This window comes from Halopseudomonas aestusnigri, from assembly GCF_002197985.1.
Lineage (GTDB): Bacteria > Pseudomonadota > Gammaproteobacteria > Pseudomonadales > Pseudomonadaceae > Halopseudomonas > Halopseudomonas aestusnigri.
The window spans coordinates 1-25,467 of the sequence record NZ_NBYK01000004.1; the positions used below are offsets into that span (position 1 = coordinate 1).

19 protein-coding genes are annotated in these 25,467 nt (G+C 58.5%); 1 reads left to right on the plus strand and 18 read right to left on the minus strand.

Annotated features, from left to right (window positions below):
• The 4 genes from B7O88_RS07745 to B7O88_RS07760 form a co-directional block, all read right to left on the minus strand.
• A partial coding sequence (locus B7O88_RS07745) for a DUF4347 domain-containing protein (protein ID WP_140418571.1) occupies nt 1-3,681 on the minus strand: 3,681 nt, incomplete at its 3' end.
• Nucleotides 3,682-3,720: 39 nt separating this feature from the next.
• On the minus strand, nt 3,721-4,470 hold the full coding sequence (locus tag B7O88_RS07750; protein ID WP_088274925.1) for an efflux RND transporter periplasmic adaptor subunit: 750 nt from the start codon (nt 4,468-4,470) through the stop codon (nt 3,721-3,723).
• Nucleotides 4,470-6,035 (minus strand): TolC family protein, encoded by a 1,566-nt coding sequence (locus tag B7O88_RS07755; RefSeq protein WP_088274927.1) that lies wholly within the window; start codon nt 6,033-6,035, stop codon nt 4,470-4,472. The genes B7O88_RS07750 and B7O88_RS07755 overlap by 1 nt, the downstream gene beginning before the upstream one ends.
• A gap of 747 nt (nt 6,036-6,782) precedes the next feature.
• A complete protein-coding gene (locus B7O88_RS07760; RefSeq protein WP_088274929.1) occupies nt 6,783-7,127 on the minus strand; it encodes a YggL 50S ribosome-binding family protein in 345 nt (114 codons plus the stop codon).
• 225 nt (nt 7,128-7,352) lie between these two features.
• Between B7O88_RS07760 and B7O88_RS07765 the strand changes: the two genes are divergently transcribed.
• Entirely contained in the window at nt 7,353-7,988 is a 636-nt protein-coding gene (locus tag B7O88_RS07765; protein WP_088274931.1) for a hypothetical protein, read from the plus strand.
• 25 nt (nt 7,989-8,013) lie between these two features.
• On the opposite strand, the gene B7O88_RS07770 is transcribed toward B7O88_RS07765, so the two are convergent.
• The 14 genes from B7O88_RS07770 to B7O88_RS07835 all read right to left on the minus strand — a co-directional run bounded on the left by B7O88_RS07770 (nt 8,014) and on the right by B7O88_RS07835 (nt 25,461).
• The gene (locus tag B7O88_RS07770; protein ID WP_088274933.1) at nt 8,014-10,629 is read right to left on the minus strand and encodes an EAL domain-containing protein; all 2,616 of its coding nucleotides are present in this window, start codon (nt 10,627-10,629) and stop codon (nt 8,014-8,016) included.
• A gap of 214 nt (nt 10,630-10,843) precedes the next feature.
• Nucleotides 10,844-11,629: an OmpA/MotB family protein gene (locus B7O88_RS07775; RefSeq protein WP_088274934.1), complete on the minus strand. Its 786-nt coding sequence runs from the start codon at nt 11,627-11,629 to the stop codon at nt 10,844-10,846.
• Nucleotides 11,622-12,437: a motility protein A gene (locus tag B7O88_RS07780; protein WP_088274936.1), complete on the minus strand. Its 816-nt coding sequence runs from the start codon at nt 12,435-12,437 to the stop codon at nt 11,622-11,624. Before B7O88_RS07780 ends, B7O88_RS07775 begins: the two co-directional genes overlap by 8 nt.
• A gap of 340 nt (nt 12,438-12,777) precedes the next feature.
• A complete protein-coding gene (locus B7O88_RS07785; protein WP_088274938.1) occupies nt 12,778-13,617 on the minus strand; it encodes a cache domain-containing protein in 840 nt (279 codons plus the stop codon).
• A 90-nt stretch (nt 13,618-13,707) separates the two neighbouring features.
• A complete protein-coding gene (locus B7O88_RS07790) occupies nt 13,708-14,481 on the minus strand; it encodes an enoyl-CoA hydratase/isomerase family protein (RefSeq protein WP_088274940.1) in 774 nt (257 codons plus the stop codon).
• A 64-nt stretch (nt 14,482-14,545) separates the two neighbouring features.
• Nucleotides 14,546-15,586: a Rieske 2Fe-2S domain-containing protein gene (locus B7O88_RS07795; protein WP_088275401.1), complete on the minus strand. Its 1,041-nt coding sequence runs from the start codon at nt 15,584-15,586 to the stop codon at nt 14,546-14,548.
• A 147-nt stretch (nt 15,587-15,733) separates the two neighbouring features.
• Complete coding sequence (locus B7O88_RS07800; protein ID WP_088274941.1) at nt 15,734-16,582, minus strand: SDR family NAD(P)-dependent oxidoreductase; 849 nt, start codon at nt 16,580-16,582, stop codon at nt 15,734-15,736.
• Between the two features lie 114 nt (nt 16,583-16,696).
• Nucleotides 16,697-17,947, minus strand: coding sequence for a helix-turn-helix transcriptional regulator (locus B7O88_RS07805; protein ID WP_088274943.1), 1,251 nt, complete (start codon nt 17,945-17,947; stop codon nt 16,697-16,699).
• 198 nt (nt 17,948-18,145) lie between these two features.
• Nucleotides 18,146-19,339, minus strand: coding sequence for a helix-turn-helix transcriptional regulator (locus B7O88_RS07810; protein ID WP_088274944.1), 1,194 nt, complete (start codon nt 19,337-19,339; stop codon nt 18,146-18,148).
• Nucleotide 19,340: 1 nt separating this feature from the next.
• Nucleotides 19,341-21,731 (minus strand): efflux RND transporter permease subunit, encoded by a 2,391-nt coding sequence (locus B7O88_RS07815; RefSeq protein ID WP_172409650.1) that lies wholly within the window; start codon nt 21,729-21,731, stop codon nt 19,341-19,343.
• 9 nt (nt 21,732-21,740) lie between these two features.
• Nucleotides 21,741-22,709, minus strand: a complete 969-nt coding sequence (locus B7O88_RS07820) for a WD40/YVTN/BNR-like repeat-containing protein (protein ID WP_088274946.1) — start codon at nt 22,707-22,709, stop codon at nt 21,741-21,743.
• Nucleotides 22,710-22,964: 255 nt separating this feature from the next.
• On the minus strand, nt 22,965-24,167 hold the full coding sequence (locus B7O88_RS07825; protein WP_088274948.1) for an acetyl-CoA C-acyltransferase: 1,203 nt from the start codon (nt 24,165-24,167) through the stop codon (nt 22,965-22,967).
• Between the two features lie 12 nt (nt 24,168-24,179).
• Nucleotides 24,180-24,650 carry a MaoC family dehydratase gene (locus B7O88_RS07830; protein WP_088274950.1) on the minus strand — a complete coding sequence of 157 codons (471 nt, stop codon included), beginning with the start codon at nt 24,648-24,650 and terminating at the stop codon, nt 24,180-24,182.
• Between the two features lie 22 nt (nt 24,651-24,672).
• Nucleotides 24,673-25,461 (minus strand): SDR family oxidoreductase, encoded by a 789-nt coding sequence (locus B7O88_RS07835; protein WP_172409658.1) that lies wholly within the window; start codon nt 25,459-25,461, stop codon nt 24,673-24,675.
• Nucleotides 25,462-25,467 lie beyond the last annotated feature (6 nt).

The following is a 25,467-nucleotide window of genomic DNA, read 5'->3' on the forward strand; positions in this document are numbered from 1 at the left end:
TATCGCTGCCAGCTGCTCAGTGGTCAGCGGCAGATTGGTGGTGCCATCAGCCCGCTTGGCGGTAACCGACTTGGTCGTCTCTGTCGCCGCAGGCCGATCAGAAGGATCTGCGTCAGCAAAGGTGATGGAACCAGTATCTGTGAGCGTACCGCTATCATTGATGGCGCCATCAGTATCGACGCCTGTCACGACTGGGGTATCGTTTACTGCGTTAATGGTGATGTCGAGGGTAGCTGCTTCCAAAGTGCCAAATCCAGCTCCGCCGTACTCGACGATGTAGCCGCTAATGGCACCGTTGTTGAATGCATAATCATTCCATTTCCCATTGCTGGAGATGAAGTGCGCGTAGTCTTCTTCGCCAGCATTGTTCGGTTCACCATCACCCCAGTTTTCATAGTTGCCGTCAACCGAACTACCGCTACCCGTACCAGTCCAGAACAGCGTGCCCGCCTCTGGCCCGGTTACCCAGCGCCATTGCCCTTCAATAGCAGCGTCGCTGGCGCCCATCCAGCCATCGCCACCCAGCTTCGGAGTAATAAAGGCATTTTCCTCAGCGGAGGTTACGGTCGCCAGATACCCCTTCAAGCCAAACAACTCGCGGCTCTCGGCGGCTGCCTTAGCGTCCGCCCAGGTCATACCGGGCGAACTGACGTACTCGTAGTAATGCCCATTCGCAGGGTTGTAGAACAAGCCCTGCTCATCCACCCGATAGGGTTGCCAGCTGGTGCCGCTGTCGTCACTCGCTTCGATAGTCAGCTGGTCGCTACCAAAGTAATCGGCATCACCTGCGTAACGAAGCGAGTTAAGAGCGGCCTGAACATCGCCAATAGCACCCGAGAACACCAGAGTGTGGCCACCGGACTGGGAAACAGAGACCGAACCTGGATTATCCAGAGTCAGGTTGCCATGGTTTGAACTGATACGAACTGTGACGTTATCCCCTTCAACATCCGTCAGGGCGAACCCGTTGATGAGAATTGAAGAGTCTTCGTTAAGTGTGACGGATGACTTGCCGGTAATGGAAACCGGATCATTGACGGCCGCGACCTGCACATTGACTTGCAAGCTGGCAGCAGACACCCCGTTCTGGCTGTCAACGGCTTTCACCGTGAAAGCCGAGAGTACGCCGTTGGCATTACTGCCCGGCAGCCAAATCAGGCTCTCGCCTGGTGCCAGCAGCGTAGTACCGGCAACGACATCGCTCAGCACCCCGCCAGACTCGCGGCGCAAGGTACCACTGAGAATGGAATCGATACGGAACGATACCGAGGCATCCTCTTTGTCAGAGGCGTTGGCCAAGGCTTGCAGTTCTGCGTAGGTAATGGTCCTGGCAGTATCCTCCGACGCGCCGGTTACAGTCCCGGTGCTGTTATCAATTACCGGGATATCATTAACTGCGGTAATGGATGTTCCAAGACTAACCGCTGCAGCCGAGACCGCTGCTGTGCCGCCGGTGCTTCCAACAGCAGTAGTATCAAAGGCTTGTCTGGTCGCACCGCTGGTGAAGGTAATGCCGGGATCAGAGCTGTCAACAGCATGAACACTGAGGCTGCCGGGCGCGCCATTGTAATCCGCCGCAGGAACGAAGCGCAGACTCGCAGTAGAAGACAGCAGCAGCCCCGCATCGGCCGACACAGTACCAACCGCTAGCCAGTTGGTGCCATCAGTGGAATATTGCCACTCGCCCTGAGAGGAGTCGCTGGCGTCGCCGGTGATGATGATACCTGCCAGTGAATCCTTCGGATCAAAGGATGCATCAACATCCGAGAACAGCGAGCCAAACAGGGTGCCCACACTGCTACCTGCAGGAATCGTGGTGTCTTCATTGACAGCGCCGAGTGTTGCATTGCCACTGAACGAGGGAGCGTTGTTGCGTTCAGCGATAGTGACCTGACTGGTATCGGAGCCGGTATTGCCAGCCTTGTCCATTACCGAGACGGTAACGGTGCGGGTCAGTGTGTTGTAGTCGACCGCGGTATTTTCGTAGGTTATGCGCTGGGCAAGCGAGGTCAGTACAGAGTCACCAACCGGGCCCGGCGGGTTGGCCTGGGTGACCTTGACGTCGTCGATCATCAGCTTGCCGCCGACGTAGTTGCCGCCGGTGAAATCGTAGGAACCGGCTACAAATACAAAGCGGTATACCCCCTCTTGGCCCGCGCCGATAGTGATCTCTTCACGAGCCCAATTGGTTTCTTGATTTGAACTGGTACCAGTGCGATCAAGAATGGTAATGGTTTCGCCGGTATTGACGTCGATAATGTAGCCAAACGCATCATAGGCGTCACCACCACTAAGTGCCTTCCAATCAAAGGACACCTTGTCGCCAGCTTGCAGTGCAACAGCCCCGTCACTGTAGACGGCTGGGCCGCGAATAACGCCATAAGACTGATTAAAGCTGGCTGCCCCGGTATCCAACTCGATTGCCAAGTCACTCGCATCAGAGCCAGCATAATTGGACAATTTGGCGCTTTGAACAAAATTGCCACCGGTGGTGTTGTCACCCACGGAACCGTTGCTAGCCGGGTAGGTTGGGTCAACAGGTGTAAGCTGCCCCGCGATTTGGTCAACGCCCATGCGCAGACGTTGCATGACCGATGTCCAGCCAGCGATCACAGTCGAACCGTTGGTGCCATCCTGAAAGTCGCCGTTTTCAAATGCGTTGGAGAAGTTGATTCTCAGCGGCTGGCCATTTTCGCCGTTTTTGACCAGGTCAACGCTGCCAATCACAATCGCGACAGACCCGTTACCCCGGTATACCGTAGTGCCAACGATGGATACTTCACCGTCCACGGTTGAGGGTGTGCTGTCACTTATGAAGCCCAGCGATTCTGAGGACGTCGCGCCACCAATTTCGAAGTCGATATAACCACCGGTATAATCGGTGCCGCCACCGATGGTCACATCGCCGTCAATCAGCACCGCCCCGTCACCTTCGCTGTACTGGAGGTCGTCAAGGTTGGAGATTACCAATGGCGCCAGCGTGCCATCGTACCCAGCCGCAACCAATGCAGTCGTCTCAATCGAACCACTGGTCACCTCCAGCTCCCAGTCCCCGCCGAGCGCCTGGGCACCGGTCAGGTCTTCGGACGCTGCAACATCAGCGCTGGTGAGTTGGGCTACTGCATCCAGAAACCCCTGCCCTTCACTGTCAGAGCCGACGTAGCAACCGTAGAGCATCAGGTCACCCGACTCGGTCAGCGTTTCACCCAGCGCGGCGAGCAGCTGCGCATTGGCATCCAGATTCTCGCCATTGAGCGTCAGTGTGCCGAGTTTCAGCTCACCCACATCACCATGAGAGAACAGGTGGATGGCATCAATACCCGATTGCCCCTGCAGCGCGGCGACCATTTGTTCCAGGCCGTTCTCGCTGCTGTCTATCAGAATGACTTCAACACCGTCATCCAGCCCATCGATCAAGTCCTGATAGTTGTCTACCGAGGTATCGACAAAAGCGACTTCGCGGCGATTACCAGGCTCACTTGCCGTGGGCGCCGGCGCAGCAAAATGCATACTCTGTTCGGCCGAAGCGGTATGCGTTGCGGCCTCCTGAAAAGCCACGTCCGTGGTCATTTCTACAGCGGTAGCAACCGCAGCACCATCGAGCAAAATGCGCGGCTCCAGCGCACTGATCAGGGGCTTGCGGCGAAAGCGAACTGCGTTAGCGGGGGTATGTTTTTTCATGTCCTCTATCCCTTTAGGGCACCGGCCAGATGGTCTGTTTCAGGGGCTGACTTGTTCTTCGGCGGGCGCGGGCTCGCTGAATACGGCAGTCGCGCTCATACCGGGTATAAGTTGCGTGTTTTGTGGCAATTTGGCTCTCAGCAGGACTGTCTGGCTGACTGCATCAATTGCGGGAATAATCGCCCTAACCTCGGCAGATTCGGGTTCGGCAAGGTTGTCCACCAGCAAGCTGATTGGCTGGCCCACGCTCAGCCAGTTCAGCCAGGCTGCGGGCACAACCACTTCTGCCTCGAGGTTCTGGTCACCCACAACCTCAATCAATTCCTGTTGCTGGCGAATATTCTCGTGGGCGTTGACCCGCAGACCGACAACGCGGCCTCGCCAGGGTGCCTTGATTACACAGCGGTCGGTGTTGAGACGGGCAATTTTCAGCTCAGCCAGCGCCTGGGCATATTCTGACTGCGCCAGAGCGACATCCAGCCCACCGATTGAATTCAAGGCATCAAGCTCACGAGCATTTTCGCTTTTGATTCGCGCTGCCTGAACTTCAGCAGCCACCTTCTCGGCCTGGGCGTCATACAGGGAACAGTCCAGATCAACCAGAACTGCTCCCCGTTCAAAGGCCTCACCGGGAAGGTAAGGGATGCGCTGGACGCGCGCAGCCAGCTCGCCCGAGAGTACGGCGCGGTCCAGTGACTTGATCACCGCTCGCGCCTGGTACTCGGCCTGAGCCGATGCCGCGCTTGCCAGCAGGGCCAGCGACAGCCCCAGATTGAATCGCTGACGCATCAGCTGGTCTTGTCGCTGGTGACAACTTGTACGGACTCAACTGGCGCAGCGGCCTCCGCAGACTGTGCACCTTGTGCGGAATGCTGCCACTGATCAAAGCGCTGTCCGATCTCCTGGCCCAACGCCTCTACATTCAGAGTCTGATAATCCTGCGGAAGCAGATCCATGCCGATGGTCACAAACACACGACCGTAACTGTTCTGAAGATCGGCATACGCAACATCGCGGCGCAGCTCGGCCAGGACAGTGTTAAGCGACTCACGAATCAGGTCGAGCTGCGACATGCGCTTGTGCTCCGCGGCATTGCGGGTCTGCTCGCCAATGCGCTCGGCAACACCGAGATACTGGGTGGCCAGATCGAAGCTTTTGCGCGCCTGCTCATAGCGGATGCGAGAGAGGTGCACCTGAGTGAGAACCGCCATGGAGGTAGCCAAACGCTGCTCTTCGGTCAGCGCCTCGCGGGTCTCGGCCATCCGACGCTCAGCGCCAATCTTGAACACGTCCAGCATGTTCCAGCTGATCTGCGCGCCGACACTGGTCCAATCCTGGTTCAGCAGATATTCGTTACTGTCCCGGTAGGAGCCGGCGGTCAACTGAATACCCGGTAGCAGGCTCAGCATTGCTGCCTTTGTCTCTGCAGCAGAAATGCGTTTCTGGTAGTGAGTTTCGACCAGTTCAGGGCGCTGCTGCAGCGCCTGCTCTTCCATCTCGGCCAGGCCCACGCTCAGCTCAGGCACCACAAAAGCCGGATTCGACACGTCAACCAGCGAGAACTGGGTGCCCGGCTTCAAACCCATGAGGGCCGACAATTCGGTCTTGGCCCCCATAAGGTCCTGACGCAGAGCCTGCAACGCGCGGAGAATATCCAACAACTCGCGCTGGTAATACAGCGCATCCAGCGGTGAGCGCAATCCTTGAGTTTCTACCTGGCGAGAGTTCGCCAGTGCATCACTGGCTTGGTCGATCAAGGGATTGATCTTGCTCAGCAGGCGCTCTGCCGAGACTGCTCGCCAGTAGGCAGCGCGCACGTCCTGGGTAATGTTGTGAACAACTTTTCGCTCACGCTCCCGGGTAATCAGATAACGGTCCGCATGCTGCTGGGCACGAACATAGGACAGACCGAAGTCGAGGACATTCCAGGAGAAGGCAACATCCTGAGTATCACGCTCGCGACCCTGCGAAACGGAGTAAGCCGGGTTCGGGCCCAGCGCATCCGGCTCGCCGTCAGTAAAGTTGACGCTGGCAGACGCTGCGTATTCACTGCGCTTCGAATAACCCGCCGATGCCGTCAGCTCAGGCAACATCTCATGGCGAACAAGATCGATTTGCCCTTGGGCCAGAGCCGCTTCCAGGGACTTCAATTTCTTATCACGATTGTTGAGAACGGCGCGGGCGATCGCCTCATCCAGAGAGATCGCTGCCTCAACAGCCTGCTCCTGCGCCAAGCGTTCGATATCCGAAAGCGCTGTCGTTTCAAGGCTTTGCGGAGTAATCACGTTGGGAGTAACAGAGCAACCACTTGCGAGGGCAACAACAGATAAAGCTAGCAGGGACTTCTTAAGCATGAACTCTTCCTTCGGTAGAAGATCGAACCAATCCAATGGCGACGTGCCAGCATACTAATCATTCTGTAAATCAAAAAACAAGCCTATTTACAGCGAAAAGCTATAAGTAAAGAGAGGTTGATTCAGGTCAATACTCTCCAGACCGAGAGTAATAATGCACGCGTGACCGCCGCCAATTAAATAGCGCCAAAAAAACAACAAACAGCATCCGGCGACAGGATCAGGTACGGCAGTCGAATAGCACTAACAACACAGAAGTCGCATTAGCAATCAGAACTTCTGCCAGCCGAATGGGGGCTATATCGCTCCAAAAAACCAGCCAACTGCGGCAATCATCGCTGCCTTGCTGCTAACCAAGGTATCAGCAGAATGTAATGCCCGGTCGCATACCGGCGAGTTCAGAGCATACTTGGCGCTCTGATGAAGCAGAATCGCTCTTCAACTTACTGAGCGAAAGGCTGCGAATTTTAGAATGGAAGACAACAACAAGGAAAAAACAATACGGACTCAAAAAAACAGCCACTTAAGCCTTTAATTTATAAAGCTTATGCAGCATGAGACGATACAAAAAGACGCTATAAAGTGCTAACTACACTAAATAAATCACCAAAATAAACTCTGGCCGTTGAACGCTGGAAAAAGCCAAACCTTATTCCTGGCTGCACGCTGTTACGAAAAAGCCCCTGCCTTTGGGCCAGGGGCTTTACTTGCAAACCTGGGCCATCATTACCCGATGACCCTAAGCTGTTAAACCGCTGCGTTGATCGGCTTGTCTGGATACCAGGCATCCTGCAGCGGGCCGACTTCACAGACAGCCAGTTCGCTGCGAGCCTTGAGCCAGTTCTCGACAGCCTGACGCTGCTCTTCGCTGACCGAGCCGCGCTCGGCCAGGCAAACCAGACCAAAACCCTCGCCACCAACGTAATCCAGATTGTTTGCGTCCATTGCCTCAGCCAGGAACTGGTCCAGGAAGGCGTCAATCGCCTCAATATCAAGATCGCTCTTGAATTCGAGATTCAGTTCAAAGCCCAGCTCCTGAAACTCGTCAACACACAGTTTTTTGCGCAGGCGACGGGACCGATTGGTAGCCATAAGTTTTCCTCTTGAATAATGTCAGCGCGGATTGTAGCAGGGTAGCGCCGCTGCCGCTGGGCTTCCGACCAGCTGCACTGCTGCACCTGTCGCGCAGCGCCCTGTTACCCCGGACTGATACCAGTTGGCGTCCCTGAACGCGGATCTGCTTTGCACTTTGTTTTGCCATTCAAGCCGAGATCGGCAAGTATCTTTCCCGGATTCGACGCCTTTGATGGAGAAATAATGAACCGTTTTATCTGGCTCTGGGACAACGCCGCAACACTGGCCGGGATAGCTACGCTGCTGGCCCTGCTCACGGCGCTGACCATCTGGACTCGTCTGCTGCGACATCGAGCAAAGCCATTTGTGGTGACTGCCGCTCACTTTCGTCCTTCCTTGCTTCCAGGCGACTGGACGACATTCCTGCGAATCAAAAACCGCAGCGATCGACCAATGGTCATCCAGCGCATCGACATCCTGGGACCGCAGATCCACTATCTGCGCAGCGTGGCGGGCGAGCTGATCGAAGGCCGGAATGTGCAACCGGTGCTGGCTGCGTTCAGTCACGACAGCGCTACACTGGCTCCGGGCAGCACCTTCTCTACATCGAACCACGATCTTGACCATGACGCGGCCAACGAGCTATTCAGCAGCAAAAACCGGTTAGGCGTCATAACCGATCGAGGTGACTACTCCCTTGCCTTACCGCGGCTGACAGTGAACAGACTTCGCGCGGGCGATCCCGACTTTGAACTCGCAACCGACAGTCGCTGGGTGCATGAATGGAACAGGCTTAGGGTCATGATCGCCGGTCTGGTTTCAAACCGGTCAATCCGGCGACACATACTGGGCATCAGAGGCGAGCGTACCGGCAGCTGATGCCGAGCAGCTCTTGTGCCAGAGTTCAAAGTAGCTCAATAAATGCATCCACAGACATCGGCTTGCCAAACAGGTAGCCCTGAAAGTGCCTGCAGCCATGCAGACGCAGAATGTCCTGTTGCGCCGGGTGCTCAACGCCTTCGGCGATGACCTCAAGTTCAAGCCCTTCGGCCATCGACAATATCGCTCTCACAATGGCGACGTTGCCTTTGTCATCAGGGAGCCCTCGGACAAAAGACTGATCTATCTTCAGCTGGTCGAGCGGCAGGCGCTGCAGATATGCCATGGATGAGTAACCGGTACCGAAGTCATCAATGGCAAACCGAACCCCCATATCCCTCAGCAGCTGCATTCGAGAGACAGCCTTGTCTACATCGGTCAGCAACAGGGACTCGGTAATCTCAAGCTTGAGCTGCAGCGCACTGGCGCCCGTGTGCTGCAGAATGTCTCTGACCTGACAGACGAAATCGTCCCGATACAAAAACCGCGCGCTAATGTTGATGGCTAACGTCAGCGCTGCGGTGTGCGGTTGCTGAGCCCATCGCGCCAGCAGCTCACAACCCTGACGCAAGATTGCCAGATCCAGCGGCTCTATCAGCCCAGAGCGCTCGGCAATGTCGATAAATACGCCCGGCGCAAGCAGGCCCCGCGCAGGATGCTGCCATCTGACAAGCGCCTCGGCCCCTTCAACATTACCGCTGGCATCGGCCTGGGGCTGCAGATAGAGCACAAACTCTTCCTGCGCAAGCCCTCGCCGAATGTCCTCCTCAAGCTCGATCCGCATGCTCACAACCGCCTGCATCTGCGGGTCATAGAAGCTCAGCATGTCCTTGCCTGCCGCCTTGGCGCTGTACATCGACAGATCAGCGTACTGCATCAGTTCGTCAGCGGTGTGTTGCTCATCGTTGAACAGCACAATGCCGAGGCTCGCACTGCTGCTGAAAACCTGATCCTTGATCAGGTAGGGTTCACGCAGGGTTTGCAGCAGCTTCCTGCCGATGTGTTCAACCTGGGTGGCCGCTTCGGTCGCATTGACTTCCAGGCCCTCAAGCAAAACCACAAATTCGTCTCCGCCAAAGCGCGCTACCGTATCGCGCTCACGCAATGCGTGCCGAAGCCGCTCTGCAACCTGACACAGCATCCCATCTCCAATCTGGTGACCGTAGAGATCATTGACGTTCTTGAAGTCGTCCAGATCCAGGAAAATCAACGCGGCGTAGTGCTGCTCGCGACGACAAACCACAAGCGCCTGCTCCAGGCGCTGGCGCATCAGTCGCCGATTAGGCAGATTGGTCAGCGGATCGTAAAAGGCCAGATGCTGAATCTTTTCTTCGGCATCCTTGCGCTCACTGATATCGGTCAGAGACGCAACATAGTTGGTCAGGCGTCCCTTGGCATCGTGTACAGCGCTGATCGTCAGCCATTCGGGAAATGCCTCGCCACTCTTGCGACGGTTCCATATTTCGCCCTGCCAGCCACCAGTCTCGTAAAGCGCCTGCCACATCTGCCGGTAAAACTCAGCCCCCTGATGGCCCGAGCCGAGGATTCGCGTCGGCTGGCCCAGAACCTCTGCTTCGCTGTAGCCGGTGATGGCCGAGAACGCGCGATTGGCCTTGATGATTCGTGTGTGCGCGTCGGTAACCAGCATCCCCTGCTGTGATTCGAACGCGATTGCAGCGATCCGCTGATCAAGCTCAAGGGCTACCCGGTCGCTGATGTCCCGTGCCAGCAGCACCACTGCTCGCCGCCCACCAACCATGACTTCCAGACGTCGTGCTCTCGCTTCAAAGGTTCTGATCCCCGCCAGCGTCTGCATGCTGTACTCGATAGACTGCGGTTGATCCGTATCCAGTGTCCGTGCGATAAACTCGAGAAAACGATCAGCCTGCTCCTTCGGCAATACGTCCTGCAAACGCCTGTTCAGCAACTTTGATTGCTCAGCAGCAAGCAGTTCGTGCTGCGGCGTGCTGACTTTAAGGTAGGTGCCCTGCTCGTCAAGCACCATAAATACATCCGGCACCGCGTCCGTCACTGCCTTCAGATAGGCCTCACTCTGGCGCAGCGCATCACGTGCCTGCCGCTGCTGCTCCACATCTTCCAGCAGCAGACCAAGCAAAACAGCGGCCGGGATCAGCACTGCCAGTAGCGGCACCAGAGCATGTTCCAGAAACAGGGCATAATTGTCAGCTGGCAGCAGCGCGAGAATCAGCACCTCAAGCAGGTGCATTCCGGCGCTGAATATCAGCAACGAGAGCACGTTGAAGGGAATCCGATGGTGCCGATAGAGATAACGAAACAGCAGTCCCATCAATACGGGCATGGCCACGTTCAGTAACCCCGGCATCAGGCCGACACCGCCGAGCGACAGCCGGAACAACCCTGCCATCACACCGGCAATCCCCGCGACCAGCGGTCCACCGAAAAACGCGGCCATACTGAGCACCACTGTACGGCCATCGAAGATCAGCCCATCAGCCAGCTCAAGCGGAATCATCATGCCAACAATGCACACAGCGCCAAAGAGGACTCCCGAGCACACCTTGCCAGGCAGCTCGTAGCCATCCAGGTAGCGCATGATCATTGCGTGAAGCCAGCAGAGCGCAATCAGCAGCGTCAGATTCTCGACCAGATCCAGAAACATCAAGTACCTCGAAAGCTGCTGACCATAGCGGCGCCTGCAGGCGCGCGCAGTCTCGAATTGATATTGAGCGGCAAGGCAAACCTCCCGCAAAACCATGAAAACCATGAGCGCAATTGGGACGCCCAGCCACCCAATCATGTCACATTGATGTCACCCAAAGAACACGAGCGCCAAATCGAGGCCAATGTGCGCCCCCCTGCCCCGGCGGATGCCGCTATTTTTCGAGAATAAGTTCTACTCGGCGGTTGGCAGCCCTGCCGGTGGCGGTATCATTCCCCTGCAGTGGTTGCGTATCGGCATACCCCACCGCGACCAGACGCTGACTGGCAATACCATTGGCCTCAAGGTAACGCACCACACTGCCGGCACGCGCCCCGGACAACTCCCAGTTCGACGGATAGCGCAGGCTGCGAATTGGCAGACTGTCCGTGTGCCCGGCAATGGTAATGCGGTGCTCACCCTGACGCAGCAAAGGCAACAGCTTGCGCAGCACCAGCAGACCGTCAAGACTCAGCTCCGCCTCTGCCGGTGCAAAGATGATCTCGCTGCTGATGCGGAAACTCACACTCTGATCGTTGTAGATAACCTCGATGTCATCTCCCAGCGCTGAGGTATCCAGCCCGGAAAGCGGATCGGACGTCGGTGCCGGCACAACCGGCTGCGTAATCGGCGGAGAAACGATCTGCACAGGAGCTGCTGTCTCGCTGAGCGTGTCGACCTCGACGCTGCCCGATGAGTTATCACGTACCGAGCCGGCAAACGTCAGCATGACCACCAGCATCACCAGCAGCAGCGTCAATACATCCAGATAGACAGTAAGCCAACCCTCCTCTTCCGGAGGCTCGAAGGCTTCATGAATAATCGGCTGTCGCCGTGCCCTGTGCGCAGCGACAGCACCTTCTCGCCGCGCCCGCTGCAGTTCAAGCTCAGTCAGATGCAGCTGTTTTTCAAGCAGGACGCTGCGTGCGCGATCATCGTCATCGCCCGGCAGATCAGTCATCACGAGCCTCGCCGTGCAGCGCCGGCTTGCCCTTGCTGCCGTCATTGATCTCGTCCCGGTAATGGGCCATGAACGACTTGAGCATTTCGCGCATCACCGCCGGGCTGCATTTTCGGTTCATCATCGAGATGCCCTGCATGATGGTATTCATCAGCGCGACACGATCCTCGGTGCGCCGCTCCAGCTTGACCGCAACCGGCTTGAACAGCAGGTTCGCCAGCAGCACCCCGTAAAAGGTGGTGATCAGGGCGACTGCCATCTGTTGGCCAATACTGGTGACATCACCGTCGCCCAGCAGGAACATCAAATTGACCAGACCGACCAGGGTCCCGACCATGCCAAAGGCCGGCGCGTAGCTGGCCATGACACGAAACAGCTGCGCCTCGGCGTGCTCACGCGCACGCAAACGCGCTATGCGCCACTGCAGAAGATCCATCACATCCTCTTCCGGCGTCATATCCACCACCAGTTGAACCCCGGTCTTGAGAAACGGATTGGCAACCTGCTCAAGGGCACGCTCAACCGCCTTGAGGTCACCAGACATCCAGATACGATAGATTCTGATCAGCTCTTCGATGTCCTGCCGCGCATACAGCCGCTCATTCCGCATGACCGTTGCCAGCAGGCCGAAGATGCGCAGCACCTCGCGCATGGGGTAGCTGATAAAGGTCGCCGCCAGCGTGCCAAACAGCACGATCCCCAGTCCGGGCAGATTGAGAAACAGCCCCGGTGCCTCCGTTGAAAACACCAGAACAGTGGCAAGCAACAGCACACCGGCAACCATGCCGATCAGCGTGGACGGATTCATGCAGGCTCCATCAGAATGTAATTGGGTATCGCAGGGTAGATAGGCGCCGTTGCAGGACGCAGACAGACAGAAAATCCGACGCGATATCAGTTCTGAGAGAGTTTGCCCTAGCTGCAGGGATGGGTATAGCCCCATAAAGAAGGCCGCACACAAGCCGGGCGCGAATACCCTCGGCAATCATAAGATGCACTGCTTTCGAAGGAAGACCGATGTATGGGGACGTTGAAGCCTGACAGGTTTTGCAGAAGTGACTTATCAGCGCAAGGCGCGGCAACTGGCCAAGGCTACCGCGCTAATTGCACCTGACTCATATACCAACCAGCAAGGGCTGCCGCCCGGATTACTCGGTGTACCACCCGACACACGCCAACAGATTACCGAGCCGGCGAATGGCAATGGTTTTGGATTCCACCTGCTGGGTCACCGGATTGCGCCACTGGTAACTGAACTCGGCCTCGTCCTTCCCTGTCATCAGCGCCAGCACAGGGTCACCGAGCGGGTTACCGGCATGATCGCGCAGGGTATCGAAGCGTGTCCCAATCAGCCCCGGGTTGTAACCGTGTGCAACGAAGCGACGCGTATCGCCATCGACCACGAAGGGGTAAAGGTCATCCTGATAGAAGGCGCTGTCCAGATCATTGATTCGCGCAATGGTGGCCTGTTGATTCGTGGTTAGTGCCTCGACAACCCTGTCCAGCATGGCCAGCGCCCCCTGCTTGCCTGTGCGCGGCAGGTAGTAGCCGACGGCAACGATGTAATCGTTTACCACTCGGTAGAAGGCCTTCTTACGCTCCTCCTTGCCTTGCTGCCAATTCAGCCAGCGATACTCGCTAACCTGAACACCATCGGCCTCCTCGACTGCCAGTACCTGCTGGAACGTCTCCTGCAGATGGTCATCCAGCAGGGATGCAATATTGCGCCCTATCAGCACACGGGATGGTCCTCCGCTGGCAACCATCACGCCTGAGCGGTCGATAACGAAGACGTACAAGTCGCTTTCGGTGAAGTCGCCCTGCCTGCTGAAAACGGCAAAACTGCGCTCGCCTTCTGCTTTCAGGAACTCGGCTGCACGCTCGAGCAAGGCATTTGCCCGCTGCTCCTGTTCCCCTTCGGCGGCAATCAGCTGCGAGCAGAGCAGCATGGAAAGAAGAGCGAGACTGGCAGTGATGATATTTTTCATAAAGACTCACAACACATAGGAGGATGAGAATAACCAGTCAAACCACCCTAGAAACTGTGAAGCGTCTGCGCGTCGTCCATTTGGACGACCTCAGCGCCGCTTGGCCAGAAACGCTGCGACTGCGCCGGCAAACGCCGGACGACTGGCACAGCTCACAAAGCTGTATTGCTCGGCATCCAGCTGAGTCGCCAGTTCGTGCTGCAATCCCAGATCGATCAGATCGATCGTCGCCCGCACTACCTGGGGGTCCAGCGACAAGATGCGCTTGAGCAACGCAGCCAGCTCGATATCAAGCTGCTCGGCGCTGACAACTCTCTGCACCAGGCCCCACTCACACGCCTGCTCAGCAGAGAGGCCGTGCCCCAGAAGCGCCATCTCCAGCGTTCTGCTGCGACCGATCCGTCGCACCAGCGACCACGACAGCCCCAGGTCCGGTGTTGTCGCGATATCACTGTAGGCATAAACGAAGCGCGCCGCACTGGTAGCCAGCACCAGGTCCGCCGCCGCTACCAGGCTCAAGCCCGCCCCGGCTGCAGCGCCCTGCACAACAGCCAAAGTCAACCAGGGCGCAGAGTGCCACTGACGTATGCAGGCGTGCATGGGCTCAATGATTGCCATCGCAGCGCCAACCGGATCCGACTGCAGCGCCTGCAGATCACCACCGGCAACAAACGCCCGACCTTCCCCGCGCAGCAGCAGAACACGCACATCGTCATGGGAAAGCAGCAGCTCGGTGGCGTGAAAACATTCTTGCGCCATTTCAACGCTGAGTGCATTCATTGCCTGAGGGTTATTGAAGGTCAGGGTTGCGCAGCCGTCAGCAAGCTCAAGGCTGAGCTGGCGACCCGAAAGCAAGGTTGTCATCAGGTTCCTCCGGAAACGGCAACGGCTGGCACCTGGCCAGCCGTTGCGAACAGCACAGCTATTTTCAGCGGTTATCGACGACGATGAACTCGCGCAGTTCCTTGTGCATGGCAGGCACGTCCGCCTCGTCCATGAAGAACTGCTGATACCATTCGCGCAGCTGATAAATAGGGCCGTCCCCTTCAGCCAGTACCGGCATGTCAACCCGGCGCTTGTGCGACCAGATATCCACGTCCTGATAGAAGGACTCGCGGTTCTGCTTGACGTAATCCAGTGCCAACTGCTTGTTCTGCTCCTCAGTCCAGCCCGGAATCTTCTTGACCAGCACACCAAAGCGCAGCTCGAACTGATTCGGACCCACCGGCACGTGACAGTTCAGCAGGATGCTTTCTACCAGCAGGCCATCATACTCGGCGCGCATGCGGGTAAAGTGGGTAGCCGGGCCGTAGTAGGCAGAATCAGCAATCAGGTCACCGCCCAGACGCTCGGAGTCACCCATAAACAACTGGGTGCCAATATGCTCCTTGAACGTGTTGCGGAAGTACTTGGTCGGCGTGCCGTGAACCGGGCCAAAGTGCTGGGCATCAACGAGGTTGTCGACCAGCTCGCGCGGGTTGGTATCGATCATCATCAGATCCAGATGCCAGTCGTGATCCCACTCGTCGCTGTCAATTTCCGGAAGGTGCGGAATCTCAACGCCCTCTGCAGGCGGCTTGCCTTCCGGGTTGTTCCACACAAACAGCAGATTGTTCTCTTCACAGGTCAGCCACTTGCGGGTCTTGGCTTTCGGCGGAATCCGCTTGCAGTAGGGAATCTCGGCGCAGCGGCCGCTGGCGTCAAACGCCCAGTGGTGGAACGGACAGACAACCTTGCCGTTAACCAGTTCGCCCTGGGACAGGTCTGCGCCCATGTGCGGGCAATAGGCGTCCAGGATGCTGATGGCGCCCTGCTCGTCTGCGAATGCCAGCAGACGGGTTCCGAAAATATTCAGGGTGTGCAACTGGCCATCGCGATAGTCCTTGGCCTCACCCAGGCAGTGCCAGCCACGGGCATAACGATATTCCGCGGCCTCAACAGCTGGTTTGACATTGATTAGCTGATTCATCAGTTGGTCCTCACTGAGCATTTTTATCTTTGTTCACCACGGCTTGGTTCCGCCCATGTGAATACGCCCGCAAAGCGCAGCGGCCTGAACCGGTCGGACAGTAACCTCATCCGATGTAGGGCATCTTCGCGTCAGCGGGTAGTCTGTTCATCCTCCACTTGGACTAGACCACTCATCGACAACCTGATGTTCACGGGCAAATGGCTGGGCGTGTACGGTGCGTTTTTGATATGTGCCAGCGGTATCCTGCCGGCAGAGCCAGAGCATGACCGCGGCAGGCACGTGGGGCGGCGCAGACCCGGCGCCGAGGGCGCGGATGCCCTCAGCGCCAATGGTCGCCTCAAGGGCTTCAGTAGTGACCACACCGGGATTGAGCGTATAGGCGCGAATCCCGCGATGCCCCAGCTCTGCCTTGATCACCCCGGACAATCGCGAGACCGCCGCCTTTCCAGCCCCGTAAGCGTATCCCCAGCCGCCCCGCGCGGCGGAGACGGGCGGATTGCTCTCGCCGGCGCCCGATGAGACGTTGATAATGACTCCCGCGCCCTGCTGCGCCATCGGGCCAACCAGTCGGCGAGTCAATAGCAAGGGGGAAATCAGATAAGCCTGCGAGACGCGCTGCAGCGTCTCAACCTGCAAGTCGAGCAGCGAGGCGTTGAGGTCGCTGCCCTGATAGACCGCATTGTTGATCAGCACATCCACGCGCCCAGCCTGATCCTGCGCCTGATCTGCCGCGAGCTCTGCGGAGGCGCCATCGAGCAGGTCCAGATGAACGCAAAATACCCTGGCGCCCCGTTCTCGGGCCTCTGCGGCAACACTGCCGAGGCTGCCGGGCAAGGGTTTGCCATCGGCCCCGGTCAGACTGTATTGGCGCTGGGCCGCATCACCCTGCATGCGACCGGCCAACACCAGGTCGTATCCTGCGCTGGCAAAGGCCAGCGCAGCGGCCCTGCCGATGCCGCGGCTGGCACCGGTGATCATTGCTACCTGTTTCATTGCTTCCCCGCTCGTCTGATAAGGGGCCTCTGGCGGTCCCTTTTTCTCAGTATCAAGTCAGGCGGGGAGTCAACTCATCGTTGGTACGGACTATTCCTTGGCTGGAGCACGCGCTCAATGCGTGCGCAGTGAGCGCAGCTCAGGCCGCGCAATGGCTGACGGCTTGACCGTCAGCGGCGTCACCTGGCCACGGCCAAGCGATACCACGCTGTTGAGCATCACACGCACCAGCTCGGCCTGGCGCCGAACACCGGTCTTCGAGAAGATCGAACGCAGGTGCGCACGAGCCGTGTTGCGCATGATACCGAGGTTCTCAGCGGCCTCTTCCAGCGACAGGCCGTTGGCCAGCTCCAGCGCCAGCGCTGTTTCAGCTGGGGTAAAGTTGAACAGCTCCTTGGCCACCCGGTTGTCGACCTGGGAGCGGCCTACCGAGTCGCGGATATACACGATCACGGTCGGCCGTCCCTTGCCTTCGGCCCATTCGGACGCCGGCAGCGCCTCGACAACAACGCCAAGGCTGACCTCACCCGAGGGCCGAGCGATGGACAGGGCCTCACGGCTTTCCGCCGGCTGCTGGCCCTGCTGCAAATCCAGCGTCTCGCGAATCAGCCGGTGCAACTCGCGGTTGTCGCTGGGGTAGCTCGCCTCCAGCCGGGTGCCGACCAGCTTGATGCCATCGGCCTCCTTCAGCATCGCCCGGGCTACGTCGTTGAGCTGCAGTACGCAACCGGTTTCGTCCAGCACCAGGGTAGCAACAGACAACCGGTTTATGGCCTCGGCGTAAACCGTGCCCAGTGACTCGCTGCGCCCGAGCAGATTGTGAACGTGCAGCGAGCGGCGCAGGTGTGGCAAAAGTCGATTGCACAGCGCCTTGTCTTCGGCACTGAATGCCGGCTGGTTGTGCCCACGGGTCACCCGCATGCGCAACATGCCGTCTTCCGGGGTAGTAATGTCGGCACCAAGGATGTGGTACACATTATTCAGGCGTGCGTAATCGGTGTAGTACGGGTTGGCCTCCCACTCCTCGGTGGTCATCACATCATCGATGGTAAAGCTGACGTCCGCCGGCATGCTCGAGAAGGGGCTGTCGTTATGATAGTAATCAAAGTAGCGGACCGTACCGCTCCCCTCGACCTCCCCCGCCACCAGCATCAGACCAATGTTGTCAATTCCCGGAATGCGAAGAATGAGTGTGGCGTAGTTGGCCTGGAACAGCTTGCGCAGCTCCTCGACCGCGTCGTACAGGCGTTGAGTATCAAACGCACCGTCGTGGATACACCCAATCAGGTGATCGTAATGATCCAGACTAAGACTGATACTGTGCGCGATCGGGTTTTGTGGTGTTACAACGTTCTTGTTATTCATGACTGTGCGACCTCTGCGTCGGGCTGCTCATTGGCGGCCCATCTTGTTTTTATTGATAAATACAGCAGTCTGAGTCTCTGTTGCCCGAGCTGCAGCAAAGTGCGGCTCTGCGACAAAGTGTCTCACCTTACTTCGTTTTGCATTGTGCGCAAATGTCTGGAATGGCCATTCAGCATGGCTACAGAGGACATCAGCGCGCTATGTGTCGTTTTCCTCCCGCGCTTCGGTTTCAACGCCTCCGTCCTGCTGACCCAGTGAAACCACGCTATTAAGGATCAGGCGCACCAACTCCGTTTGACGGCGCACCCCTGTCTTGGAAAAAATCGCGCGCAGATGGGCTCGAGCCGTATTGCGGCGAATGCCCAGCGAACTGGCAGCCTCCTCCAGCGACAGGCCGTTGGCCAACTCCATCGCAAGCGCCGACTCCGAAGGCGTAAATCCGAACACCTGACGGGTCATGGCTGTGCTGAGCATCGAGCGGCCTACCGCATCTCGCACGTAAACCACAACGCAAGGTTTGCCGTCGTCCCAGTCAGACTCCGGGACCGGTTCAATCAGCAACCCCAGGCTGACCTGTCCCGAAGGCCTTGAAATGGACAGCGCTTCGGCGATATTGCCATCATTGCTGCGACCGGCCGTCTGGGCGCCTCGCAGCGCCTGATACAGGCGCTTGTTGTCTCCCGGGTAATTGGCTTCCACGCGGCCGCCAACCAGTTTCAGTCCATCTCCGGCCTGAAGCATGTCCCGTGCGATCTGGTTGGCTTCCACGATGCCGCCGTTTTCATCGAGCACCATGGTCGCAATTGCCAGCCGGCCGATGGTCTGGGCGTACAGCGCGTTGAGCGACTCCTTGTGCCCTATCAGGTTGTGAATCTGCAGTGCCCTGCTCATGTGCGGAATCAGTGAGCTGCAAAGCAGTTTTTCCGCACGGGAAAAGTCCTGAGTACCATCAGGCCGGGTAATGCGAAATCGGAAAACGCCGCCGCCGGGAATCGCGATATCGACACCCATCACATGCAACACCCTCTGCGGCTGGCAGTAACGCTGGTAGTAGTCGGACTCCAGCCAGGTGCTGTAGCTCATGAGGTCCGTTACCGTGAATACCCGGTTTGTCTGGCAGTTCACAAACGGTGTTTCAGCCCGGGGATAGGCAATGTAGGTGATGGTCCCCTCACCTTCTATATCACCGCTGACTACCATCAGGCCCTTGTCGCTGCCCACCGGCGCACGCAGGATCAGTGTTACGTAATTGGCACGGAACAACTCGCGCACATGGCCCAAAAAGCGGCTCCAGCTATGGTCATCCAGCGCAGCATCATACAACTCGCCCAGCAGGGAGTCGTATGCTGCCGCAGGAACCACGGTGGCTTGTTCCTGGCTGATCTTGGTCATCTCAGTTCTGCCCGGCACCCTGCAGCGGGCTCCTCACCGCCGGACGCACCCGTACCAGCGGTTTGCTGCGCTGGAACCAGGCAGCCAGCCCCGGCAGCAGGAAAATCGCGCCGAATACGTTCACCAGGAACATGAAGGCCAGCAAAATGCCCATATCTGCCTGGAACTTGAGCGGTGCAAAAATCCAGGTACCAACCCCGACCGACATGGTTACTGCGGTAAACAACGCCGCAGTGCCGCGCTGACACATGGCTTCGTAAAAGGCCATACGCAGGCTCTTGCCGACCTTGAGTTCGTGCTGCATGCGCTCGTACAGATAAATCCCGTAGTCGACCCCAACACCCACCCCGAGCGCCATTACCGGCAAGGTCGCAACCTTGAGGCCAATCCCGAACATCGCCATGACGGCGCTGCACAGGGTGGCAACAATCGCCAGCGGGATCAGGATGCAAAGTACTGCGCGACCACTGCGGAAGGTGACCCAGCAAAACAGCGCCACTGCCAGCAGCAAAGATCCGTGCATTTGTGCTTCGGCCTGCTGCACCGCCTCATTCGAGGCAGCCATCACGCCTACGTTGCCGCCGGCCAGCATGAAGCGCAGCTTCGGTTCATCGATATTGGCGATGATGTGCTCGACCTGATCAATCACATGAGCAATGGTGTCGCCATCATGGTCATTGAGAAACAGCAACATCTGCATGGTTTGACAACCATCAACCACCAGGCCATTAGACGCCGAGTAGGCACGCGAGCCCGCCATCAGGCCGCGGGACGAGCCCGGAATGGCAGCCCAGCGCGGGTTACCTTCGTTGTTGCCGGCAATCGAAACCTTGCCCATACCCGCCACACTCTGGGTCGAATTGACGCCCTTGATGCTGCGTGCATGAAAGTCCAGCTCCTCAACCGCGCGCATCACATCCGGGTCCAGACAGGCTTCGGTGACGTCGGTTTCCATGTAAATCGACAGTACATCAAGGCCGATCGAGTACTTCTGGGTGATGCGCAGGTTGTCCTGGTTATAGCGGGCACTCTGGCGCAGCTCGGGGGCACCGACCCCCACATCGCCGACAATCAGCTCGCGGCTTTTCCAGGAACCGGCAACCAGCAGCACCAGACTGATTGCAAAGACCACCAGCGCGGGACCCGGCGTCGCCAGGACAGACAGTCTCCACCACAGTTGGTGCTTGCCGCCGTTGCGCGCCTCATGGGCTGCCCAGGCACGACGATCCAGCGTCAGCCAGGACAGGATGATCGGCAGCATCATCTTGTTGGTAAAGATCATCAACAGGCCACCAATACAGGCGGAAATCCCCAGCTCGCGCACAATCGGAATATCGATCAGCATGATCACACCGAAGCCCAGTGCGTTGGTAACCAGCGCAAGCGCACCGGGGATGAAGATCTTGCAGCAGGCCACTTTGGCTGCTTCCCTGGGTTCCAGGCCGTTGAACAGCTCCTGTTTCCAGGCGTTGCTCATCTGTACCGCATGCGACACCCCGATCGAGAAGATCAGGAACGGCACCAGGATCGACATTGGATCGATACCCATACCAATCAGCGGCAGGATCCCCAGCAACCAGACCACCGGTACCAGTGCAACCAGCAACGCGACAACGGTCTGTACCAGTGAACGCGAGTAAGCCCACAGCAGCAGCGTGGTAATGATGAAGGCGATCACGAAAAAGCCCATCACCTCAACCAGGCCATCAATCACATCGCCAACCAGCTTTGAGAAACCGACGATATTGATCTCGATATTCTCGTTCTCGTACTTGCTGCGAATCGCCTCCAGCTGACGGGCAATCTCGGCATAGGACACACGCTCACCGGTGTCCGGGTTGAACTCCTGCAGTTCGGCATTGACGATCGCCGCAGTCAAATCATTGGCCACCAGTCGACCGATTTCACCGGACCGGGCAGCGTTGCTGCGAACCTGCTCCAGATCCTCGGGCGTGCCGCTGAATTGGGGCGGAATAACCACATCACCGACGAAACCGTCTTCCGATATTTCGACATAGCGCACGTCGGGAGTGAACAGCGAGCGCACACTGGCACGGCGTACGCCGGGAATGAAGAACACTTCATCGGTAACCTGGCGCAGCACCTCGAGGAATTCCGGGTTGTAGATATCCCCCTCGCCCAGCCAGTTCACACTTACCAGGATCGTGTTGGCACCCGAGAACGTCTCGCTGTAATGCAGGTAGTTCTCCATGTACGGGTGGCTGGCCGGAATCTGCTTGTTGAAGCCAGGATCCAGTCGAATCTGGGTCGCGCTGTAACCCAACCCGAGAGTCAGCAGCATGAAAAACCCGAGAATGAGCTTGCGGTGGTTCATCAACAGGTCGGCAAAACCTTCGACCCAGCGATCCAGTAAACGAACATGCCTGGTCATGACTACCCCTTATCGACCTGTATGCGCCAGAAGGTCTCGGTCCCGCTGTTGCAGACCGAACTGTCCGGCGACGAAAAATTCTCTGTTAGGCAGAACCACTGCCGACGTCAGCGTCCCCATGCCGCGCATGAAGCCGATGTTGCGAAGCTCGCCATCGCCTGTCAGGTTGACGTAGGCACCGCCGGTCCCGACGATCACTACGCCATTGGCATCAGCGGCGTGACCGTAAAGTGGCAACTGGTGAGGCAGCTGGATTTGGCTCCAGTTAATGCCATCGTCGTGGCTGACGAAGACATGCCCACGCATGCCATAGGCAACCCAGCTGGCGTCTTTGAGATGGGCAACCCCGAACAGAGAGCCGCGGTAAAACGGCTCTACTGCCTGCCACTGATCACCGCCGTCGGTGCTGCGCAGGACAAGCCCCATTTCGCCAACCAGCAGCTGCATGCGCTTGCCATCGCCAGCGAGGTCGTTCAGATGCTCACCATGGATATCCAGCTCAACACTGGTCCAGCTCTGACCGGCGTCGGTGGAATGGAAAAAGCGGCCAAAGCTGCCATAGGCAAACACCTCCTTGCCATCGGCACTCCAGGTTCCCATCAGCGGCTCGCCGGCTTCCTCGTCATTCATGATGACGTCCCAGCTATCACCGCCGTCGGTGCTGCGAAGAATCAGTTGATCATGGCCGACTGCCAGCAGCAGATCGCCACCCAGCCAAGTGATTCCGGTCAGGGTGACCGGGAGTTGCTGGTCGCCATAGGTCTGTTGCCAGCTGTCACCATCGTCGTCACTGACCATGATGGTGCCGCGCTCGCCAACCGCGACCATGCGGCCGTCAAAGTGCACCAAATCATTGAACTGGATACGTGCAAGGTCCATATCCAGCTCGGCACCTTGGCCATCGTGGCGGGGGGAAAACGCGTAGAACACCAGAGCGGTGACGACAATGCAGAAGGCGTAGCTAATCAGTTTGCTCATGATGCATTCCTGCCTGTTGAGCCCCTCGGGGGAGCACATTGTTTTTATTCGGCTGAGCGTCTGTCCCAATCTGAGACAAAGCGTCGCAGCAGCACCTGCGTCGATATTCGGGCACCAGGAACGCGACAACATCGTCCAAACGGCTTACACCCAAATGCCAGTACGCAAATCTGCGCAAACCTGCGAGGTAGACGCGGGGAAGCACGAGCCCGCTGAAAAGCGGGCCCGGCTCTCAGACGTTAATTGGAAGAGGGCTCAGTCGAGCTCGAACAGGCCGGCGGCACCCATGCCGCCACCGATGCACATGGATACAACGACATAGCGGACACCGCGGCGGCGGCCTTCCAGCAGCGCGTGACCGACCATACGAGCACCGCTCATGCCAAACGGGTGACCAATGGAGATCGCACCGCCGTTGACGTTAAGGCGGTCATTGGGAATACCCAGCGCGTCACGGCAGTACAACACCTGGCTGGCAAATGCCTCGTTGATCTCCCACAGGCCGATATCCTCGACCTTCAGATCAAAGCGCTGGAGCAGTTTCGGGATGGCGTAAACCGGGCCAATCCCCATCTCGTCGGGCTTGCAGCCGGCCACAGCGATACCGCGGTAGATGCCAAGTGGCTTGAGGCCGCGCCGGTCTGCCTCGGCACGACTCATAAGCAGGCAGGCCGCCGCGCCATCAGAGAACTGCGAGGCATTACCAGCGGTGATATGTTCACCCTGGGCAACCCACTGGCCATCTTTCCAGACCGGTGGAAGCGATTGCAGGCCTTCCAGGGTGGTGCTCGGGCGATTGCACTCGTCGCGGTCGGCGGTAACCTGTTCGTGACCGGCCGGCTTGCCTTCCTTGTCGAACAGCAGCTTGCTGGCTGTCAGCGGTACGATTTCATCGGCAAACAAACCGGCCTGCTGGGCAGCTGCGGTGCGCTGCTGGCTTTGCAGCGCGTAGCCATCTTGCTCGGCGCGACTGATGCCGTAACGTGCAGCAACAATTTCAGCGGTTTCGATCATCGGAATGTAGGCAGTCGGCATGACCTCCAGCACTGCTTCGGAGCGCGCACGGTGAGCGTTCTTGTGCTTGGTCTGGGTCAGCGACAGCGACTCAACCCCGCCGCCGATAGCAATTTCCAGCTCGCCGGTCATGATCGCCTTGGCCGCCTCGCCCACCGCCATCAGGCCGGAGGCGCACATGCGATCCAGCGCCATACCGGGCACGGCATCGCCCAGGCCGCCGGTGTAGGCGCACAAGCGGCCGATGTTGTAGCCCTGGGTGCCCTGTTGCACGGCGGCGCCCATGATCACATCACCCACCTCCTCCGGCTTGATACTCGCGCGCTCGACCACCGCACGGACCACGTGGCCGCCGAGCACCGGCGCTTCAGTGTCATTGAAGGAGCCTCGGAAGGACTTGGTCAGCGCGGTACGCGCAACGGAAACAATAACGGCATCTTGCATGTTGTCAGCTCCTCAGACAGCGGGATTGAAGGTGTAGCGGCTGATGGTGTCGACGACGCAGCCGGGGCGGTCACTGCCCTCGACCTCAACAGTCACCCGCACCACGACCTGCACCGCACCGTTGGTCAGGGTTTCCACTCCGGTGATTTCACCGGCACCGCGGATACGCGCGCCAACGCGCACCGGCGCAGGGAAGCGCACGCGGTCGCAGCCATAGTTGACGCCCATCTGCAGGTTCTCGACCCGCATCAGCTGGGGCAGGAAATAGTTCACCAGTGACAGGGTCAGGTAGCCGTGGGCGATGGTGCCACCGAACGGGCCCTTGGCCGCCTTCTCGGGATCAACGTGAATCCACTGATGGTCGCCGGTTGCATCGGCAAACTGGTCGACCCGGGGCTGCTCGATACGCAGCCAGTCGGTGGCGCCCAGCGATTGGCCGACGGCGGCTTGCAGCGCCGCCGCCGAGGAAAATACGGTAGTCATTGCTGTACTCCTGAAAGCGCGCTCAAGCGCGCTGGGAACTGACGGGCAGAATTTCGCCGGTCATGTAGCTGGAATAATCGCTGGCCAGGAACATCATCACGTTGGCGACCTCCCAGCACTCGGCTCCTCGGCCATAGGCCTCGCGGGCTTCAAGCTCACGCAGCAGCTCTTCCGGTGCCGACTTGCGCAGCATCGGGTGCACCGCCAGCGAGGGCGCCACGGCGTTGATGCGCACTCCCAGCTCAACCGCTTCCAGTGCCGAGCAGCGGGTCAGTGCCATTACGCCGGCCTTGGCTGCGGCGTAATGAGCCTGTTCCTTCTGCGCCCGCCAACCCAGCACCGAGGCGTTGTTGACGATCACCGCGCCCTGCTCTCGCGCCTTCACACACTGCAGAAAGTAGCGGGTCATGCGCATGGTGCCGTTCAGGGTCACGTCAATGACCTTGTCCCACTCGGCGTCTTCCATGTCGATCAACAGCTTGCTGGTACCCAGACCGGCGTTATTGATGAGCACGTCGGTGCCGCCGAGCTTGTCTTCGGCGAAGTCGATCAGCGCGCGCACCTGAGCCTCATCGGTGACGTTGCAGACCAGGCCCCAAACAGCATTGAGCCCGGTTTCTGCCTTCAGCTTGTCAACCGACGCGGCCAGCCGACCTTCGTGTACATCACTGATAACGATGGCGCGGCAACCCTCTTCCACCGCCCGGGTGGCGGCGGCGAAGCCGATGCCGGCGCCGGCCGCAGCGGTGATAAGGACCGATTTGCCTTCAAGCAGGCCGTGCCCGGCAACATACTGCGGGCTGGTAATCATGTTGCT